Below are 19,042 nucleotides of genomic sequence, written 5' to 3'. Positions count from 1 at the left end.
TCGTGAAACGATCTCGTCAAAATGATCGAAAAAGAAACTGTCCTGTTGGATGGATGATCCTGTTTGTGCTTTTCCTGGCCGGCTGCGCTTCGCCGGCTCAGGAGGCTTCGCCGGAAATGTTTCAGCCGGACACCTGGGAAGAAGTGGCGGCATCCGGAGAAGGCACCACCGTCACCATGGTCATGTGGGGCGGTAATGACCAGGTGAACCGGTACATGGACGAATGGGTGGCACCGGCGCTTCTGGAACAACACCAAATCACCCTCCGCCGGGTGCCCATGAACGCACCGGAGTTCATGGCAAAGTTCATCAACGAGAAACGCAGCGGTCTCAGCAGAGGAACCGCAGACCTGGTCTGGATCAACGGAGAAAACTTTCGGACTGCCCGGGAAGCCGACCTCCTCTGGGGGCCTTTTACCCACCTGCTGCCTAACCAGCAGGCCTACATGAACCCGGAATCCCCGGACCTTCATTTTGACACCGGAGTGCCCATTGATGGGTTTGAAGCCCTCTGGGGCCGTGCCCAACTGATCATGGCCTACGACGCCGCCCGCATTCCGGAGCCGCCCCGGAGTTATGGAGAGCTTCTGACCTGGGCGCGGGAGAATCCGGGAAGGTTTACCTACCCCAACCCGGTGGATGATTTTGCCGGGGCTGCCTTTATCCGGTCTGCCTATTATGAGCTCGCCAGCCTGACAGAAGGGGAACTCACCCGGGAAATGAGCCGGGAAGAAATCCATGAGATTTCACAGCCGGTCATGGCCTATTTCCGGGAGCTGCAACCCCACCTATGGCACCAAGGGAAAGCCTACCCCGCCTCCCAGGCACAGCTGGATGATTTTTTCCGCAACGGGGAAACCGCCTTTTCCATGGGCTTTGAAGTGGGAAAGGTGCTGGGCCTCATCCGGGAAGGGGTCTTTCCGGAAACCGTGGAAACCCTGATTTTTGACAGTGGCAGCATTGGCAACTCCCATTACCTGGCGGTGCCTTTCAATGCCCCTGAAAAGGCCGGCGCCCTGCTGGTCATCGATTTTCTCCAAAGCCCTGAAGCCCAGCTGCACAAGTACAAACCGGAGGTGTGGGGGGATATGCCCGCCATTGATCCTTCCCGTCTGACAGTTGAACTGCAGCAGGAACTGGCCGCCATTGAATCCCAGCCGGGGATGCCTTCCCTGGAAATGCTGGCGGCTTACCGGGTGCCTGAAATGCATGCCCACACCATTGACTGGATCAAGGAAATCTGGCAGGAGGAAGTGGGGGGACGCTGATGAACCGAAACATCCGAAGACTGCTCCCTGTCATGGCCCTGATCCTGATGGTGGCAGGAGGACTGGTGCTCATGTTCATAACGAGCCTCACTGATCCCGGCGATTCAGGGGCTGCCCTGACACTAATCCACTACCGGACCCTGCTGAATCAATCCGAGTTTTGGACGAACGCCTTTTACAGCCTCTATTTGGCGGTTGTCGCTTCCCTGTTGGCTGCGGTGGTAGGTACCCTGACAGCCTATGGCATTGCCACCAGTGAAAAAGCGGTGTTGCGCCGCCTGTCGGAACGGGTGATGCAGGCAGGTCTGGTGCTTCCCTACCTGTACGTGGTTTTTCTGGCGTTTTTGTTGCTGGGTCAGGCCGGCTTGCTGTCGAGACTGGCCCTGGCCCTGGGGGCCATTGACAGTCCCGAGTCCTTTCCCCCGCTGATCTTTGATACTGCCGGGGTGGGCATGATCTGGGTCTACGCCTTTAAAGGAATTCCCTTCGTTGCCCTCATGAGCCTGACAGTGATGACCCGCATCAACGGCCATTACCGGAGCGTTGCCCGCACCCTGGGTGCCGGACGGCTGCAGCAGCTGATTGCCATTTACCTGCCCTTGTGCCGCAGGGTCATTCTGTGGAGTTGTCTGGTTCATTTTGCTTACGCCCTGGGATCCTTTGAGGTTCCCCATCTGATGAGTGCCTTTTCTCCCCGTCCATTGTCAGCCAGCCTCTACACCCTGTACCTGCGCCCCGGCCTTTCCAGTTATTACCAAGCCATGGCCCAGGGAATGATGATGCTGGTGCTTGGTGCCGCCACCGCTGCCTTGTACCTGAGCCTGCTCAACCGGCTGTTGAAAAGCACCACGTATTTTCGGTGGTTTCCCGCTTCAGACAAGGGAAAGGACACACCGACAGGGTTCATCAGTGCAGGTTCCGTGGGCCTGGTACTGATCTCGGTCCTGTGGCTTATGCCCATGGGCTACGTCATCCTCTTTTCTTTTGTTGCAGCCATTCCCTTTCCGGAGCTGATTCCCAGAGGTTTTTCTCTGCAATTTTGGGAAAACACCCTGGGGCGCAATGCCCTGTTCCTGCCAGGGCTGTACACCAGTGTCCGGCTGGCCTTCCTCACCGGGCTCATCACCACACTGCTGGGAATGGTGACGGCACGAAGCCTGTCCCGGATGGAGCCATCCTCCTCCCTGTCATGGTTTGCGCTGATTTCCCTGCCCCTGTACGTGCCGGCGGTGGTGCTGATGCTCAGCCTTCACCTGGTGATGTTACGGCTTTCCCTGGCCAACACCGGAGCCGCTGTCCTGACAGTTCATGTGATCATCAGCCTGCCTTATGCCACGGCAATCCTGACAGCCTACTGCAAAGGAATTGGCAGCGAATTGGAAGAAACTGCCAAAACACTGGGTTGCAGCACCATTCAGTATCATCGGAAAGTGTTGCTGCCCCTGATGATGCCCGGCCTCTTTTTTTCCTTTTGTATCGGGTTTTTACTGTCTTTTTCGGAGCTTTTTTCCGTGTTACTGCTGGGTGGTGGTAATGTGCTCACTTTTTCCATGATCATGTACCCAGCTCTGACCAGCAGCCAGTGGGGGACCGGTGCTGTCATGGGCACCCTGTTCCTGGCCATTCACCTGAGCCTGTTTTACCTGGCCGATGGCTGGGTTCGCCGAAGTTCGTCACAAACAGATTATCTGTTCTAATGCAATCCTGTCATGCATGAGACCATTGTTGTAAAGGAGACTGCCCATGCTTGAGCTGGTGAATGTGTCAAAAAAGCTGGACAGACAGTCTATCATCCAATCTGTCAGCTTCCGGACGCCGAAGGGCTGCTTCCATACCATACTGGGAGATTCCGGAACGGGTAAAACCACCCTGCTGAAACTGATTGCCGGCCTGGAAAAGCCGGAGGAGGGCCACATTCTTCTGGAGGGCCGGGATGTGACGGCAGTTCCGGCAGAGGGGCGCAGAATCCCCATGATTTTTCAGCAGCCCCTGCTTTTTCCCCATTTAACGGTATACCAGAACATCGCCTTTGGGCTGGAGACAGCGGGGTGGAACAAGGGGAAAATCAGGAATCAAGTGCAGGCATTATTGGCAGTGCTTCAAATCAGCGAATTGGAGCTCCGGATCCCGGGAACCCTTTCCGGGGGGCAGCAGCAGCGAGTGTCCATTGCCAGGGCCCTGGCACCTGGAAATCCCCTGGTGTTGATGGATGAACCCTTTTCCAGTCTGGACCCTTCCCTTCGACGGGAATTGGGTCAGCAGGTGAAGACGTTGCAGCGTCAGATGAATCTGACGGTTATTTTTGTGACCCATGATGTGACGGAAGCCCTGCAGCTATCCGATGAAATACTGTTGCTGAAAGAGGGAAAAGTGCTGGAGTCGGGCACCCCCCAAGAGCTCTATGAACGACCGAAAAAGATGGCAACTGCCCGTTTTATGGAAGCCGGGAACCTGGTGGAAGGATCTGTTGTTAAGGGAGAGTTTCACTGTGAACTGGGGTGCTTTTTATCAGTAGGCATACCTGAAGGACCGGCCACCGGCCTGATTCCGGAACGTGGGATCTGCGTGACATCAGGAGATGGAGATGCCAGAATCATAGACATACGCTACCTGGGGAAAAGCCGACGGGTGAAGGTGCTGGTGGGTGACATCTCCCTCTGGATTGAAGGCGATTTCCAATGTGACCTGAGTATCGGCCAGACGGTGGAAATAAGGTTGCCGGAACAGATTCACCTGATGTATTCCTGACGGCATCAATGCCAGGAAAAAAGGGGCAGGAAGGAGATGTCTGAATGGATGATCAATACCATGTCATCGTCATTGGCGGCGGCAGTGCCGGGCTGGTGACTGCGGGAGGGGCCGCTGCCCTGGGTGCAAAGGTGGCCCTGATTGAAGGGAATGAAATGGGGGGAGACTGCCTCAACACTGGGTGCGTTCCCAGCAAAGCCCTGCTGGCCAGTGCCCATCTGGCAAACTGGATCAGGCAGTCCGAAAAAATGGGACTGGACGGTTCCCTGGCGCCTGTGAACCTTGAAAAAGTTATGAACCGGGTCCATCGGGTCATCGAAGAAATTGCCCCCCACGATTCAGTGGAACGCTTCCAGTCCATGGGAGTGGAGGTGATCCAGTCTCATGGTAGGTTGCTGGATGCGTATACGGTCCAGGCGGGGGACCGGGTTCTCACAGGAAAAAGAATTGTGATTACAGCCGGTTCCGGTCCTCAGGTTCCAAAACTGGAAGGACTGGATAAGGTGGGCTATCTCACCAATGAAACACTGTTCTCCCTGGAAAAACTGCCGGAGCACCTGATGATCTGGGGAGCCGGCCCCATCGCCATGGAGATCGGCCAGGCCTTTGTTCAGCTGGGTTCCCGGGTCACAGTCATTCTTCGGGGTCATGAGCTGTTCAAGAAGGATGAACCGGAGGTGGGAGAAATCATGGCCCGGAAACTGGAAGCCGACGGCATCCGGTTCCTCTATGGCTGCGACATCACCGGTGTTTCCCGGGAAGGGAGCCGGATCAGCCTTGCACTGAAAGAAACCCCAAAAGATACATCCTCGGTTCTTGAAGGAGACGCCTTCCTCATCGCCCTGGGCCGCCGGCCGGCTTCGGCAGGTATGGGTCTGGAGGTTGCCGGTGTGAAAACTGACCGGCGGGGATTTGTGGTGGTGAACGAAACCCTGCAAACCAGTCAATCGCATATTTACGCCTGCGGCGATATTGCAGGCCCCCATCAGTTCACCCACATGGCCGGGTACCAGGCGGGGATTGTGGTGCGAAACCTGTTTCTGTCCCTGAAGAAAAAAGTGGATTACCGCCATGTGGTCTGGACCACCTACACCAGCCCCCAGGTGGCTCATGCTGGTTATGCGGAAAAAACCGCCAAAGAAGCCGGGTTGCTGGGGTCTGTCATCACCCATCCTTTTCGGGAGGTGGACCGGGCCATCATCGAAAACGACCGGGAAGGGCTCTTGAAGCTGGTGCTGGACCGCAAAAAAAGGGTCATCGGCGCCACCTTGGTCTGCGAACAGGCAGGGGAAATGATTTCCCTGGCTTCCCTGGCCATTGTGAAGAAGCTGAAGGTGTCGGATTTCATGAACATCATTTATGCCTACCCCACCAAATCGGAAATCTTTGGAGGAGCGGCACTGACCCAGTTAAAAGATTCCTTTAAGCCCTGGCAGAAGAAACTGTTTCAATGGTTGTTTTTACCATAAGCCTGTTTGCGCCGCATCACTGTTTTTGTCATACGACTGACTGTCAACAGTCGTCACCGTACTGTCAGTTGAAAATGAATGAAGCTTTATTGGATATTGGAGAAGGAGGAAATTCACATGAAAATCGGATTAATCGGACTGGGTAAAATGGGGTTCCAACTGGCCCTGAACATGCATGAGCGGGGTCAGAGCGTGATCGGCTATAACCGGAGCCTTCAAAAAGTGAAAGCCCTTCAGGCAGCAGGCATTGCAGGAACCAACTCTTTGGAGAATCTGGTGAAGCAACTGGACCAACCCCGGAGAATCTGGATCATGGTGTCAGCGGGAGCGCCGGTGGATGCTGTGTTGACAGACCTGACGCCCTTGCTGGCAGCAGGCGATCTGGTGATTGATGGCGGTAACTCCCATTACCGGGATACCCTGCGGCGTGCCGGTGAGCTGAAGGAAAAAGGCATTCATTTCATGGATATTGGCACCAGCGGCGGTATTGAAGGTGCCCGGCATGGCGCCTGCATGATGGTGGGGGGCAGCGATGAAGATTTCAGCCAGGTGGAAGAGGTGCTGAGAGATCTCTGTGTGCCTGGCGGGTTGGCCCATGTAGGGCCGGAAGGTGCCGGACATTATGTAAAAATGATCCACAACGGGATTGAATATGGGATGATGCAGGCCATCGGAGAAGGCTTTGAAATTTTAAAGGAAAGCCCTTTTGAGGTGGATTATGCCCAGGTGGCAGAGGTGTGGCGCCACGGTTCGGTGATTCGGGGCTGGTTGATGGATCTGACACAAAAAGCCTTTCAGGAAGACCCTGATCTGGCCTCAATCAAAGGGGTTGTTCACGCATCCGGTGAAGGCCTCTGGAGCGTGCAGGAAGCCCTTGACCTGTCTGTGCCGGTGCCTGTCATTGCCGCATCTCTTTTCACACGGTATCGGTCTCAACAGGCAGATACTTTTTCAGGAAAAGTGGTGGCCGGCCTGAGGAACCAGTTTGGCGGCCATGCAACGGTGAAAAAGGAGGAAGCCTAATGGCGTGGGATGGGGGAGAGATGAACTGTCTGATGGTTATTTTTGGTGCCACGGGAGACCTGACCAGTCGCAAACTGGTGCCAGCCCTTTACCATCTGGAAGTAAAAGAACTGCTCCCTGAAGCTTTCGGAGTGGTGGCGGTTGCCAGAAAAGCGTATTCCACTGACCAGTATCTGACGCATATCAGGCAGAAATCCGAAGAGCACACCCATGAGATTTTTGAAGATGCAATTTGGAGCAAGCTGGCAAACAGATTCCACTACCAGCCCCTTGAGTTTGATCAGGAAGATCAGTATGGGTCGCTGAAAAAGAAACTGGATACCCTTGAGAAAAAGCTGGAAAGCGAGGGAAACCGACTTTTCTACATGGCGGTCTCGCCTGAATATTTTGGAACCATTGTACAGCATCTGGAAAACCAAAGCCTTATTGATCGAAAACACGGCTGGCAGCGGATGATGATCGAAAAACCCTTTGGCCGTGATGCCGCCTCTGCCAGAGAACTAAACCAGACACTGAGGAAGGTTTTTGAGGAAGAAGAGCTTTTCCGGATTGATCATTATCTGGTCAAGGAAATGGTTCAGAATCTGATGACCATCCGTGCGGCCAACCAGATTTTTGAACCAACCTGGAATAAAGACCACATTGATCATGTGCAGATTGTTTCAGCAGAAATGGAAGGGGTGGGTACCCGGGGCGCTTACTATGACCAGGCTGGAGCACTGCGGGATATGCTGCAGAACCACATGTTGCAGATGCTGGCACTGACGGCCATGGAAATGCCGAATTTCCTGACTGCTGAAAAGCTTCGGGCTGAAAAAGTGAGGATTCTTAGAAGTCTGATACCCCTTGCACCTGAAACCATGGAAAACAGGCTGGTGCTGGGGCAGTATGAGGGGTATCACAACGAACCGAAAGTGGCACCGGAATCCACCACTGAAACATTCGCAGCCCTGAAAGTTTTTCTGGATCATCCCCGTTGGGAGGGCGTGCCCTTTTTCCTGATCACAGGGAAAGCGCTGGCAGAAAAAACAGCTGGCATCATGATCCAGTACAAGCTGCCCATGGGATCATGGAGTCTCAGGCAAACCCAGCAGCAGCTTGCGCCGAATCGGCTCATCATACAGATCCAGCCTCAGGAAGGTGTTGTCCTGACCTTTAACTCGAAAGAACCGGGAACAATGGATCAGCTGATGACCGTCAACATGGATTTCTGCCAGAACTGTCTGGCCGGCACCAATACGCCCGAGGCATATGAAAAATTGTTGCTGGACGCCATGAAGGGAGATCAAAGCTCCTTTACCCATTGGGATGAAGTGGAAGCCTCCTGGATATGGATTGACCATCTGACGTCCTGGGCAGCAGCACACCCCGAAGCGGTGAAATCCTACCCGAAAGGATCGCAAGGGCCAGTCTATGAGGAGCGGTTGAAACATGCATCAGCATGGGAGGAAAAGGAGGAAAATCAATGAAATGGCCAGGCACCATCATCGATATCAGTATGGAAATCTCAGAAAATATGATGGTCTATAAAAACCGGGAAGAAAACAAGCCCCGGATTCAAGTCACCCGGGACTTTACAACAGGCGAAGCCTATGAAACAACAGTAACCCTGGGAATGCATACCGGCACCCATCTGGATATGCCGCTGCATATGCTGCCAGACGGAGAAACACTGGATGACCTTCGTTTGGAACAAGTGATCACACCTTGTCAGGTGGTGGATCTGACAGAAGCAGCCGGCGGAATCACGCAGCAGGATCTTGAAAAAAAAGACATTCAGCCTGGAAAGTTCATTTTGCTAAAAACACGCAACTCTTTTCAGGAAATCTTCGATCTTGATTTTGTCTACCTGGAAAGATCAGGCGCTGTCTACCTTAAAGACATGGGAGTGACCGGTGTGGGAATTGACTCCCTGGGCATCGAGCGTGATCAGCCGGACCGAATGACGCACAAAACACTTCTGGGAAACGGCATACTGATTCTTGAAGGACTTCGATTGGCTGATGTGGCGCAAGGGGACTATCTGTTGGTGGCGGTGCCTTTAAAAATAAAAGGGGCTGAAGCATCTCCCGTGAGAGCTTTGTTACTGGAGCCTTGAGACGTTCCGGTTAGTCATTTTTTTTCTGAATGGGGATCCATACCTCATACTTTGTGTTCTCAGGATTTGGATCAAGATAAACCTCGATGTCCGGGGCGTTGTCATATTCATACCCTGAGGTGGGCAGCCAGTCGGTGACAATCCGTTTTTCCAGCTCCTGAATGGAGCGGCATTGGCCTTCGCCTGGGAAAACAGCCCAGGTGGCCGCGGGAACGGTGTATTCCTCAAACTTCCCAGCAGGCAAGGTGGTGGCGACGGCGATGAAGTACCGCCAGGTGTCACAAGTTTCGCTGGGAGCACTAATCCCCAAAACTCCCTGGGGAGCGCTGTTCATGAGGGTGCATAAGGCGTCCACGATGCCTTCAGAAGCCGCTTGGTTCCAAAAGACTGGAACTGACTCAAAATTCTTTTCGATTTCCTTTTCCAGGGGCATACTAACTCCAACAACACGAAAGGCTTCCTTTTTTTCAATGCGGTAATCCATTTGACCCGCTCCTTTAATGGAAATTTGAAATCTGATGGGGGGAAAGGATTTCAGTGTGACCCCTTCGGTTTTGGCCAGAGAAGGTGCAAAGCCGTGAATGCTCTGAAAAGCACGGGTGAAAGCAGTGGGAGACTCATACCCGTACCTTAGGGCGACGTCGATTACTTTAACATCGCCGCCCTGCAGTTCCACTGCGGCTCGGCTCATTTTTCGGCGCCGGATGTATTCCGAAAGGGGCATGCCTGCCATGTAACCAAACATCCGCTGAAAATGAAAAGAGGAACAACAGGCGATCTGTCCCAGCTTCTCGTAATCAATCTCCTCCGTCAAATGTGCTTCGATGTGGTTAATGGCACCGTTCAGCCGTTCAATCCAATCCATTCCATCAAACTCCTTTAAAGGTAGTATAGGTTTTTTTAGTGTAGTGAGCCTCTCATTTCATGCACCAAATAGAGAGTTGAAGAATCCACTGAAATCAAGCAAATGACAGCAGGAATAGAGCATATCATTTTTTAATGATGATGCTTTTTGCTGCGCCATTCCATTCGACCAATGCACCCAAGGTCTCACTGATAAATCGAAGAGGTACGTACATACGTCCGTCAATAATAGTTGCCGCACAATCCAGCCGGTGTTCAGTGCCGTTAAGGAGTACCCTGTCGGAATCGATCGTGAGAATGATTTGCCGATCGTTGTCAGTGATGTGGACTTGTTTCAAATCAGCAAACCACTGGACATCAGCACCTAACATTTCGCTTGTGAATCTCACGGGTACTAAAGTCCTGTTGGTCTTTGAATCAATCAAAGGAGCCGCATCCAACGAGAACTCGATACCGTTGAAGATCGCCACTTTTGAATCGATGAACAGCTGAATGCCGTCTTCAGGCAACTTGACAATCACAAAGGTACTAAAGTGGTTCACCCAAATGGAAATGCTGACAGGATTACCCGCATCATCATATTGAATGGTTCCCTCAATCACTTCGGTGGTAGCATCGCTGTGGTAAACAAAGACGGCAAGCGATGAAAGCAAGTGATGTCGTTCATCAGAATCTACAGGCATGTCAATTCCCGACAGGGAAAGGGTGACACGGGTGCGACCACTGATGTTGGTGAGGATCTGCGTATCTTCTCCCAGAGGGGTATTTCCGGTGGCGGCAGCCAGTTGTCTCGCGACAACCGATTCGTGAGGGGGTATTTTTTCAATGGTGATACTTAATGAGGCTGCCTGATCAATCAGTGAAGTCAGTAGTTCAACTGGAATTTCAAGGGAACCAAAGGCTGTGGCAATTTCCAGAGAGATGTTGTTTTCAGATAACTCAACGAGAGTACGCTCTGGCACGTGAATATCAATGACTGAGGCAGTTGCTCCTGATTCCGCTTCTGTCAAAATCATCAGATTGGACAGACCGTTGGCCTTAAGTGTTTGAATGACATTGGATACTTCTTGTGCATTAATCGTGGCAGTGAATCGTGCTGTGCCTTCTCCAGACAAAGCCTGGTTTAATTTAACGAATAGCTTACTGTGAGGCTGAGGTTGAGAAGTTGGCGGGGAACTGGAGGTTGATTCACTGTCGCTGGCTGCTGCTGATGCCCGTGAGACAGCAAGGTGATAGGTTTCTTGATGAAGACCGTCTGCGGTTGCAATGGATATGGTGATGGCATTCAGGCCCGGGCTTAAGGGAATGCTTCTGGACAATTGGCCGCTAACGGCTGGCTGGCCGTTGATATGAATGACTTCAAGTAAATTATTGGCGAATGGTGTGAGCGTTAGGCTGGATATATGATGGGCGACGCTAACCTGATAGTTTGTTACATTGGGATTGAAAGTGGGGTTCATGATACCCTGACTGATTTTCAGGTCTTGCAGTTTTGGATGATAAAGTGAGATGGTTAATATTCCAGGGATAAAAGTGATCTCATAATTGAAGGAAGTCAGTCCCGTAGGGGTGATGGTATAAGTGCCGATGTCATTACCAGGCTCCCTGACAAACAAGAGTTCACCATGAAGTGCTGCGGGGGTATCGTCAAAAACAAAACCGGTATAGGCAACGGTAAAAAGCGGATCATCCTGTCCATAGATTTTTTCTGCCGAATCTGCAGTGACAGTCAGTGGCTTTGGCGCAATGGTCAGGGCCGCATCCACAAAATGAATGAGGTAGTTATCACCTGCAGAAAGAGACCCCTGGTGTAAGGAGTAACTGCCGGCATCTTCACCTGCATCCCTTGAGAGAGAACCGGTGAAAGCATCGCTTCCAACGAGTTCGCCGGAGGTGAGCTGGTAAGAGAAAAGCGGATCATCCTGTCCATAGATCTTGTCTGCCGAATCGGCAGTGACAGTCAGTGGCTTTGGGGCAATGGTCAGGGCCGCATCCACGAAATGAATGAGGTAGTTATCACCTGCAGAAAGAGACCCCTGGTGCAAGGAGTAACTGCCGGCATCTTCACCGGCATCCCTTGAAAGAGAACCGGTGAAAGCATCGCTTCCAACGAGTTCGCCGGAGGTGAGCTGGTAAGAGAAAAGCGGATCATCCTGCCCATAGATTTTTTCTGCCGAATCGGCAGTGACCGTCAGTGGCTTTGGGGCAATGGTCAGAGCCGCATCCACGAAATGAATGAGGTAGTTATCACCTGCAGAAAGAGACCCCTGGTGTAAGAGGTAACTGCCGGCATCTTCACCGGCATCCCTTGAAAGAGAACCGGTGAAAGCATCGCTTCCAACGAGTTCGCCGGAGGTGAGCTGGTAAGAGAAAAGCGGATCATCCTGCCCATAGATTTTTTCTGCCGAATCGGCAGTGACCGTCAGTGGCTTTGGCGCAATGGTCAGAGCCGCATCCACGAAATGAATGAGGTAGTTATCACCTGCAGAAAGAGACCCTTGGTGTAAGAGGTAACTGCCGGTATCTTCACCTGTATCCCTTGAAAGAGAACCGGTGAAAGCATCGCTTCCAACGAGTTCGCCGGAGGTGAGCTGGTAAGAGAAAAGTGGATCATCCTGTCCATAGATCTTTTCTGCCGAATCTGCAATGACCGTCAGTGGCCTTGGAACAATGGCTAAATTGCCAGGCTGAAAGATAATGTCATATTTATCTGAAGAAAGACCGGAAGAAGACACAACATAAAGACCGATAGTTTCTCCTTCTTCCCGTGAAAAAGTGAGTGTTCCGGTCAGGTCTTCACTGGTGTCATCCCCTACAAAACCATTATAACTCACGGAAAAGGAAGGATCTGCCGCTCCATAGATTTTATCAGCGTCCTGTACTTTAATCGTCAATGGCACTTTTTCAGGTTCTGTTGTGACTTCAAGTTGAGCACCATAAACAGTTCCGGCATTACTCTGCGCATAGGCACGTATGTAATAGGTTGTCTCATAAGAAAGATCGGTGATGCTGGTGAAGGGAGTTGTTCCGGAATAGGCGCCCATCTCAGTTTTACTGTGTGCAGTTGTTGGGTTTGGCAGCGTATTCCAGACAAAGCCGTGCTGTGTCAATGCGGGCTGGCCTTCAGTGATGATGGTGCCCACCATTTCGACTGCAGCGGGAGCTGTCAGTGTGACGGAATCAGTTGTAACTTCCGGCAAAACAGCGGCAGTGGTTACACTGACAATGTTTGAGTTTGAACTGGTTCCAAGGGCATTGCCCGAACGGATGCGGTAATGGTAAGCAGTATGCGGCAAAAGGGCTTGATCCACAACATGTGAAGTCACATTCCCCAGACTTTTAGCGGTGTATGCGGGTAACGTGTGATTAAATGAACCATCGGTTGCCACGTCAAGATAGTAGGCGGTTGCTTCTGGTACTGCGGTCCAATTGGCAGTGAAGGCATTTGTCTGAATCATGGAAGCTTCCAGAGCACTGGGTTTTGAAGGACCTGTAGTCACTTGCTGAATTGATGAGAGATCACTTTGTCCAGATGCATTGACTGCTTTGACGCGGTAGTAGTAGCTTGTGTTGGCATTGAGTCCAGTGACCGGGTGATGGCTGGTTGAGACGAACTGCCCATCAACAAAGGGTGAAGATAAGTCGCTGTTGAGTGACACATAAAGAAGATAATGGGTGGCACCAGACTGGGAAGACCAATTTGCCTGGAACGAAACATCAGAAATATCGCTGGCGGGCTGAACAACGGGTGCTGCAGGAACTGTGGTAATGGATGAAACCACCGAAGGTGAACTGTCACCAAATCCATTGAAAGATTTCATGCGAAAATAATAGGTGGTTCCAGGAGCAAGGCCACTCACTACATGGTTCCTTGGACGGTTGGCAAACGGAGTTCCTTCTGGAATGGTTATGACAAAGGGCCCGTAATTGGTCACAAAAGAAGAAAAATTGTCAGCAGTGGATACTTCCAGTTTATATCCGGTGGCGTCAGGTATATCTGACCAGCTGCTTGTAAAAGAAGAAGTGGTGGCCGTATGGGTGAAGATGCCACTGGGTACAGACGGCGGTGTGCCGCCGCCCGTTGTCACCTGAACAGACCCGAGGGCATTATTGGTAGCTGTAAAGTTTACATTTAAAGGTGGGGTATCGGCTGTTGTGAAGGAATAGAAACGCACCTCAGTGCTGTTGATTTCGCTCTCTCCCAGTGGTTTACCAATAAACCAGCCGGTTAAGCCGCTCCATTCTGTTTGGTAGAGCCAATAACCATCTGGCCCCCGATAACATGTTTTTCCATTGAAGCTTCCATCTGCTGTGTAGACACCGACCACATTCGACGGCCAGGCTGAACCAGCATCAATCACTTGAAGGCTTTCGGCAAATACTGGGGAGGCAATACTCAGGAGCAGGAAGAATAAAAAAACCATAAAGATCATTTTCTTGGAAAACATTTAATCACCGTCCTGTCAGTTATTGGCGTTAATCGTCCACTTGTTAATAGTGCAAATAATTCAAAACATAACAAGGTTATTATACCACTTTCTCAATATCCTTCATAGGTTCCTTAAAGCAATCATTCAGTCAGATATCAGCATGAAAAGGCTTGCTTTGCATATCAAATGGAGATGAGCAGGCATATGAAAAGAGACGATCACTGGTTAAAAGACTTCAAATAAAAACCCCCTGACGTTGTTGCAACGTCGGGGGTTAGATATTTAAACAAGAGTGATTCTTTTGTGATATCAGCTATTTTGACAGGGTTTCAAAACGTTCTTCCACTTTCTTCCAGTCCAGCACTGACCACCAGGCATCCACATAGTCAGGGCGTTTGTTCATATACTTCAGATAATAAGCATGTTCCCATACGTCAATGCCCATGAGCACTTCTTTGCCTTCGGTAACCGGGTTGTCCTGATTGGCGGTGGAAACCACTGCCAACTGGCCGTTGTCAAGAACCAGCCACGCCCAGCCGCTGCCGAACCGGCCCAGTGCCGCCTGTTTAAACTTCTCTTTGAAGCTTTCCAGACTGCCAAAGACTTCATTGATCTTAGCCGCCAGTTTTCCAGTGGGTTCGGTTTTGGGAGTGGGTGACATGAGCTCCCAGAACAGGGAGTGGTTATAATGACCGCCGCCATTGTTGCGCACTGCAGTGCGAACGGATTCGGGGAGTTCGCTTAATCGGGCAACCAGTTCCTTGATTTCCAGTTGTTGCCAGTCTTCATGCCCTTCCAGCGCTTCATTCAGTTTGGTGACATAGGTTTGATGATGCTTGGAATGGTGTGTTTCCATGGTTAATGCGTCGATGTGTGGTTCCAGTGCATTGTAATCGTAAGGTAACTTAGGTAGTTGATAAGTCATGTGTATCCTCCTTTTGATTCTCGGTTAATGGGTTTATTCTACGGGAATCCCGTCTACTCACACATTAGTATTATATCCATAAATGGGAATGATAATCATTATAAATAAAAAACAATAAAAACGTCCGGAAATGTGCTCCGGACGTTTACATATATCTTATCGGTGATTACTCATGTGATTCGTGGAGGAGTGACTGGAGACCTGCCAGGTCTTTGATGAGAATCTGGCGGGTGCTTTTCAGCTGTATATATCCCAGTTCGTCAAAAAGATGGAGCTTTCGGCTCATGGTTTCCCTGGCAATACCGGAGTAGCTGCCCATGTCTTCCCGGCTGATGGATAATCGCAATAAGGTGCCTTCGGGCGTATGTGTGCCGAAGTCAGGGATCAGGTTCAGCAGCAACCCGGCCACCCGGGCATCCAGGCTGGCAGTGGAAAGGCGCTCGATGAGGGTTTCCAGTTTAATAATGCGCTCGTAGGCTTTTTCGAAAACCTTCAATGTGATTTCCGGGTTGGAGAGGATGATACGGTCAAACTCGGATTTTTTCAGCATGCTCACCAGGCTGTCGGTGAGGGCTTCAGCCGTGCAGTCGAACAAGTCTTCCTTTAGCAGGTTAAAGGCACCGAAAAAATCACCAGCCTTCAGGATATAGAGGATCTGCTCTTTGCCTTCGGCGGTGTGCTTCAGCAGTTTCACTTTGCCGCTGCAGACAATATAAAGCCTGTCAGCGGTATCGCCGGCATGAAAAAGCGTCTCTCCTTTATGAAAGATTTTTGAAGAGACACCGGTAGATATTTTATCCGCTTCTTCCCGGGTCAGGTTGGAAAGCAGCGGTGTTTTATTGAGGCAGGTAGGGCCCTGACAGGTCTCGCAGCGGCACTGGGGGCATCTTGACACAATGGCAACATCCTTTTCATAGATGGCTGATGGCGGGTATGAAACTCTCAAAAGCCGTCACCCTGTCAGGTTCTTCATCAGGAGGCTTTTGGCACCATGGGAGTGATGGCGGGCTGCTTTGCTTTAAAGGCGGTAAGGCGGTCCATCAGCTGTTTTTCCCATTGGCGGGTTTGCTGTTGATCCATGGCGGGGGTTTCGGCCAGTGGATCATCCAGTCCCAGGAGGGCATATTTTGCGCTTCCATGCTTATGATACGGTAAAAGCTCGATTTTTTCAACCATCTTTATCTGGCAGGCCTGGTGAAAGAGGGCTTCCATCACCTGGGGGGTATCGGAAAATCCGGGAACCACCACATGTCTGATCCAAACCATCCCCTGAAATGCCTGCAGACGTAGCCAAAAAGGAAGACGGCCTGTCAGGGGTTTGCCGGTGAGCTGCAGGTGAGTTTCAGGATCAGTGGCTTTTAGATCCATAAGAACACAGTCGGTGTTGGACAGAATGCTGTCCATCCATTTTTCTGGACCAAAACCGCTGGTGTCAATGGCGGTATGAAAACCTTCCGCTTTTAGAAGTGCCAGGCACTGTGCTAAAAACTCCCCCTGCATGAGGGGTTCGCCGCCGGAAAAAGTAACACCGCCGCCAGTGCTCTGGTGATAGGGGCGGTATCGACGGGCAAGGGCCACCACTTCCTGAGGGGTCATGGGAGTGCCGCCACAGGTCTTTTGGGAATCCGGGTTATGGCAATAGCTGCAGCGTAAAGGGCAGCCCTGAAGAAAAAAAACGGTGCGAACCCCGGGGCCGTCAACCAGGCCCATGGTTTCGATGGAGTGAATTCTTCCCTGAAGCATTGTGATCCTCCTTTAGGAGATGCAGACTTAAAAAGGAAAAATGCCAGGCCGAAGGCATTGCTCTTTCGGCCCGGCGAAGAAGGAGAAGGCGATGTTAGACAGCCTGATGGAAAGTGCGTTGAATGACTTCCTGTTTCTGCTCTTCTGTCAGGCGGTTAAAATGAACGGCGTATCCGGAAACCCGAATGGTAAGGGTGGGATACTTGTCAGGGTGCTTCATGGCATCCATAAGCAGCTCACGGGATAAGACATTGATGTTCAGGTGGAAAGCCCCCTGAGAGAAGTAGCCGTCCAGAATACCGGCCAGATTACGGTGGCGGGTCTCCGGTTCTTTGCCAAGAGCCTCCGGAACGATGGAGAAAGTGTTGGAAATGCCGTCCTGGCAGGTGCTTTCATATTTCAGTTTGGCCACGGTATTCAGTGAAGCGAGGGCTCCCATGGTATCCCGGCCGTGCATGGGATTGGCACCGGGGGCAAAGGGTTCGCCTTTTTTGCGGCCATCAGGAGTGCTGCCGGTTTTCTTCCCGTATACCACATTGGAAGTGATGGTGAGGATGGAGAGGGTGTGCTCCGCTTCCCGGTAGATGGGGTTGGACTTCAGTTCATCACTGAAATACTGGGCAATGTCAACAGCCAGCTGGTCCACCCGGTCATCATCATTGCCATAGGCGGGATAGCTGCCTTCGATAATAAAGTCTTCGGCAATGCCAAAACGGTTTCGAAGGGGCTTCACCCGGGCATATTTAATGGCGCTGAGAGAATCTGCCACAATGGAAATCCCTGCGATGCCGAAAGCCATAAACCGGTGAACGTGAGTGTCGTGAAGAGCCATGAGACCGGCCTCGTAAGCGTATTTGTCATGCATGTAATGAATAGTGCTCATGGTGTCGGCATAAAGCTGAGCCAGGTAAGTGAGCACCTTTCGGTAATTAATCATCACCTGATCATAGTCCAGCACATCCCCCTTGAGAGGTTCAATGCCTTCGATAAGGCGGTGGGGAGTGCCGTCTGCCTGGTATTTCAACTCATCCATACCGCCGTTGATGGCGTAGAGCAGGGCTTTGCCCAGATTGGCCCGTGCGCCGAAGAACTGCATTTGTTTTCCGATGGCCATGGCAGAGACACAGCAGGCAATGCCGTAATCGTCGCCATACAGAGGGCGCATCAGATCGTCATTCTCGTATTGAATGGCACCAGTGGTTTCAGACTGTTTCATGCAATATCGCTTGAAGGCAGTGGGCAGTTTTTCAGACCAAAGCACCGTCATGTTGGGCTCTGGGGCAGGATCCAGATTGGTAAGAGTGTGGAGGAACCGATAAGCGGTGCGGGTGACATGGGTTCTGCCATCCAGGCCCATGCCGCCAATGGCCTCGGTGATCCAGGTGGGATCACCGGCAAAAAGAGCGTTGTAATCAGGTGTGCGCAAGTGGCGAACCATCCGCAGCTTAATCACCAGCTGATCAATCAGTTCTTGGGCTTCGGCTTCAGTTAAAGCACCTTCCTGCAGGTCCCGTTCCAGGTAAATATCCAAAAATGCGGTGTTTCGTCCAAGAGACATGGCAGCTCCGTTGTTTTCTTTCACGCCGGCCAGGTAGGAAAAGTAAAAGAACTGAACGGCTTCCCGGGCATTGGCTGCCGGGTGAGAAAGATTCACTCCATAGCGGGCCGCCATGCTGTTGATGGCTTTCAGCGCCCTGATCTGCTCACTGACCTCTTCCCGCAGGCGAATCAACTTTTCTGTTGCCGGGCCACTCAGAAGCCGTTTTCGATCGGCTTGCTTTTCTTCAATCAGAAAATTGGTGCCGTAAAGAGGGATGCGCCGGTAGTCGCCAATAATCCGTCCCCGGCCATAGGCATCGGGCAAACCAGTGAGAAGTCCCACAGAACGGGCTTCTTTCATTTCATCGGTATATGCGTCAAAAACGCCCTGGTTGTGGGTTTTGCGGATCTCCTGAAAAACAGCTGACAGCTCCGGGTTCATGGCATACCCGTAAGCATCCAGAGAATCCTGGACCATTCGGTAGCCGCCGTAAGGATTCACAATGCGTTTCAGGGGCGCATCTGTCTGAAAACCAACGATTACTTCGTTTTCCCGGTCGAGATAGCCGGGCCCAAAAGCATCAATGCCGGAGAAGCGGGTGGTGTCAACGTCAAGCACACCGGCTTTAATCTCCTGTTGAATCAATGCATCGGCCTGTTCCCAGAGCCGTTGTGTTTTGGAGGAAAGAGAGGCCAAAAAAGATTCATCACCTGCATAGGGCTGGTAATTTCGTTGTATAAAGTCCCGCACATCCACCTGCGTTTGCCAGGGGCCTTCTGAAAACTGGCGCCAGGGATTCATGGGATCAACTCCTTTGCTGATTTCTATGAGCTTGCTACATCAGTATACCGGAGCAAAACAGATCTGGCTGTGACCACGGACACAAAATTAAGTTTTCGGAATTGAAAAACAATATCAGTTGAAGTGAGGCCAT

13 protein-coding genes are annotated in these 19,042 nt (G+C 51.5%); 7 read left to right on the top strand and 6 right to left on the bottom strand.

What is annotated here, in order from left to right:
• The first annotated feature begins 2 nt into the window (after window positions 1–2).
• The 7 genes from QOL74_RS14680 (at window position 3) to QOL74_RS14650 (ending at window position 8,606) form a co-directional block, all read left to right on the top strand.
• Window positions 3–1,268 carry an ABC transporter substrate-binding protein gene (locus QOL74_RS14680; RefSeq protein WP_283410251.1) on the top strand — a complete coding sequence of 422 codons (1,266 nt, stop codon included), beginning with the start codon at window positions 3–5 and terminating at the stop codon, window positions 1,266–1,268.
• Window positions 1,268–2,965, top strand: a complete 1,698-nt coding sequence (locus tag QOL74_RS14675; RefSeq protein WP_283410250.1) for an ABC transporter permease — start codon at window positions 1,268–1,270, stop codon at window positions 2,963–2,965. The genes QOL74_RS14680 and QOL74_RS14675 overlap by 1 nt, the downstream gene beginning before the upstream one ends.
• Before the next feature lie 46 nt (window positions 2,966–3,011).
• Window positions 3,012–4,016 carry an ABC transporter ATP-binding protein gene (locus tag QOL74_RS14670; protein ID WP_283410249.1) on the top strand — a complete coding sequence of 335 codons (1,005 nt, stop codon included), beginning with the start codon at window positions 3,012–3,014 and terminating at the stop codon, window positions 4,014–4,016.
• Window positions 4,017–4,060: 44 nt separating this feature from the next.
• Complete coding sequence (locus QOL74_RS14665; protein ID WP_283410248.1) at window positions 4,061–5,485, top strand: dihydrolipoyl dehydrogenase family protein; 1,425 nt, start codon at window positions 4,061–4,063, stop codon at window positions 5,483–5,485.
• Between the two features lie 117 nt (window positions 5,486–5,602).
• A complete protein-coding gene (gene gnd, locus QOL74_RS14660; protein ID WP_283410247.1) occupies window positions 5,603–6,508 on the top strand; it encodes a phosphogluconate dehydrogenase (NAD(+)-dependent, decarboxylating) in 906 nt (301 codons plus the stop codon).
• Entirely contained in the window at window positions 6,508–7,977 is a 1,470-nt protein-coding gene (zwf, locus tag QOL74_RS14655) for a glucose-6-phosphate dehydrogenase (RefSeq protein ID WP_283410246.1), read from the top strand. Before gnd ends, zwf begins: the two co-directional genes overlap by 1 nt.
• The gene (locus tag QOL74_RS14650) at window positions 7,974–8,606 is read left to right on the top strand and encodes a cyclase family protein (RefSeq protein WP_283410245.1); all 633 of its coding nucleotides are present in this window, start codon (window positions 7,974–7,976) and stop codon (window positions 8,604–8,606) included. The genes zwf and QOL74_RS14650 overlap by 4 nt, the downstream gene beginning before the upstream one ends.
• A 10-nt stretch (window positions 8,607–8,616) precedes the next feature.
• Here QOL74_RS14650 and QOL74_RS14645 read toward each other — a convergent pair whose 3' ends face one another.
• The 6 genes from QOL74_RS14645 to pflB all read right to left on the bottom strand — a co-directional run bounded on the left by QOL74_RS14645 (window position 8,617) and on the right by pflB (window position 18,909).
• Window positions 8,617–9,471 carry an AraC family transcriptional regulator gene (locus tag QOL74_RS14645; protein WP_283410244.1) on the bottom strand — a complete coding sequence of 285 codons (855 nt, stop codon included), beginning with the start codon at window positions 9,469–9,471 and terminating at the stop codon, window positions 8,617–8,619.
• A 124-nt stretch (window positions 9,472–9,595) separates the two neighbouring features.
• Window positions 9,596–13,918, bottom strand: coding sequence for an MBG domain-containing protein (locus QOL74_RS14640; protein ID WP_283410243.1), 4,323 nt, complete (start codon window positions 13,916–13,918; stop codon window positions 9,596–9,598).
• 295 nt (window positions 13,919–14,213) lie between these two features.
• Window positions 14,214–14,825 (bottom strand): superoxide dismutase, encoded by a 612-nt coding sequence (locus tag QOL74_RS14635; RefSeq protein WP_283410242.1) that lies wholly within the window; start codon window positions 14,823–14,825, stop codon window positions 14,214–14,216.
• A 166-nt stretch (window positions 14,826–14,991) separates the two neighbouring features.
• On the bottom strand, window positions 14,992–15,771 hold the full coding sequence (locus QOL74_RS14630; RefSeq protein ID WP_283410241.1) for a Crp/Fnr family transcriptional regulator: 780 nt from the start codon (window positions 15,769–15,771) through the stop codon (window positions 14,992–14,994).
• 26 nt (window positions 15,772–15,797) lie between these two features.
• Entirely contained in the window at window positions 15,798–16,568 is a 771-nt protein-coding gene (gene pflA, locus QOL74_RS14625; protein WP_283410240.1) for a pyruvate formate-lyase-activating protein, read from the bottom strand.
• A gap of 94 nt (window positions 16,569–16,662) precedes the next feature.
• The gene (gene pflB / locus QOL74_RS14620; protein ID WP_283410239.1) at window positions 16,663–18,909 is read right to left on the bottom strand and encodes a formate C-acetyltransferase; all 2,247 of its coding nucleotides are present in this window, start codon (window positions 18,907–18,909) and stop codon (window positions 16,663–16,665) included.
• Window positions 18,910–19,042: the final 133 nt, after the last annotated feature.

Source organism: Anoxynatronum buryatiense (assembly GCF_900182905.1).
GTDB lineage: Bacteria > Bacillota > Clostridia > Peptostreptococcales > Tindalliaceae > Anoxynatronum > Anoxynatronum buryatiense.
This window is presented reverse-complemented; position numbering and strand designations above follow the sequence as displayed.

Coding starts and splice junctions, on each gene's coding strand:
- QOL74_RS14640 (WP_283410243.1), bottom strand. CDS start 13,918: ATGTTTTCCAAGAAAATGATCTTTATGGTTTTTTTATTCTTCCTGCTC.
- QOL74_RS14665 (WP_283410248.1), top strand. CDS start 4,061: ATGGATGATCAATACCATGTCATCGTCATTGGCGGCGGCAGTGCCGGG.
- QOL74_RS14650 (WP_283410245.1), top strand. CDS start 7,974: ATGAAATGGCCAGGCACCATCATCGATATCAGTATGGAAATCTCAGAA.
- QOL74_RS14670 (WP_283410249.1), top strand. CDS start 3,012: ATGCTTGAGCTGGTGAATGTGTCAAAAAAGCTGGACAGACAGTCTATC.
- QOL74_RS14635 (WP_283410242.1), bottom strand. CDS start 14,825: ATGACTTATCAACTACCTAAGTTACCTTACGATTACAATGCACTGGAA.
- pflA (WP_283410240.1), bottom strand. CDS start 16,568: ATGCTTCAGGGAAGAATTCACTCCATCGAAACCATGGGCCTGGTTGAC.
- QOL74_RS14645 (WP_283410244.1), bottom strand. CDS start 9,471: ATGGATTGGATTGAACGGCTGAACGGTGCCATTAACCACATCGAAGCA.
- QOL74_RS14675 (WP_283410250.1), top strand. CDS start 1,268: ATGAACCGAAACATCCGAAGACTGCTCCCTGTCATGGCCCTGATCCTG.
- zwf (WP_283410246.1), top strand. CDS start 6,508: ATGGCGTGGGATGGGGGAGAGATGAACTGTCTGATGGTTATTTTTGGT.
- gnd (WP_283410247.1), top strand. CDS start 5,603: ATGAAAATCGGATTAATCGGACTGGGTAAAATGGGGTTCCAACTGGCC.
- pflB (WP_283410239.1), bottom strand. CDS start 18,909: ATGAATCCCTGGCGCCAGTTTTCAGAAGGCCCCTGGCAAACGCAGGTG.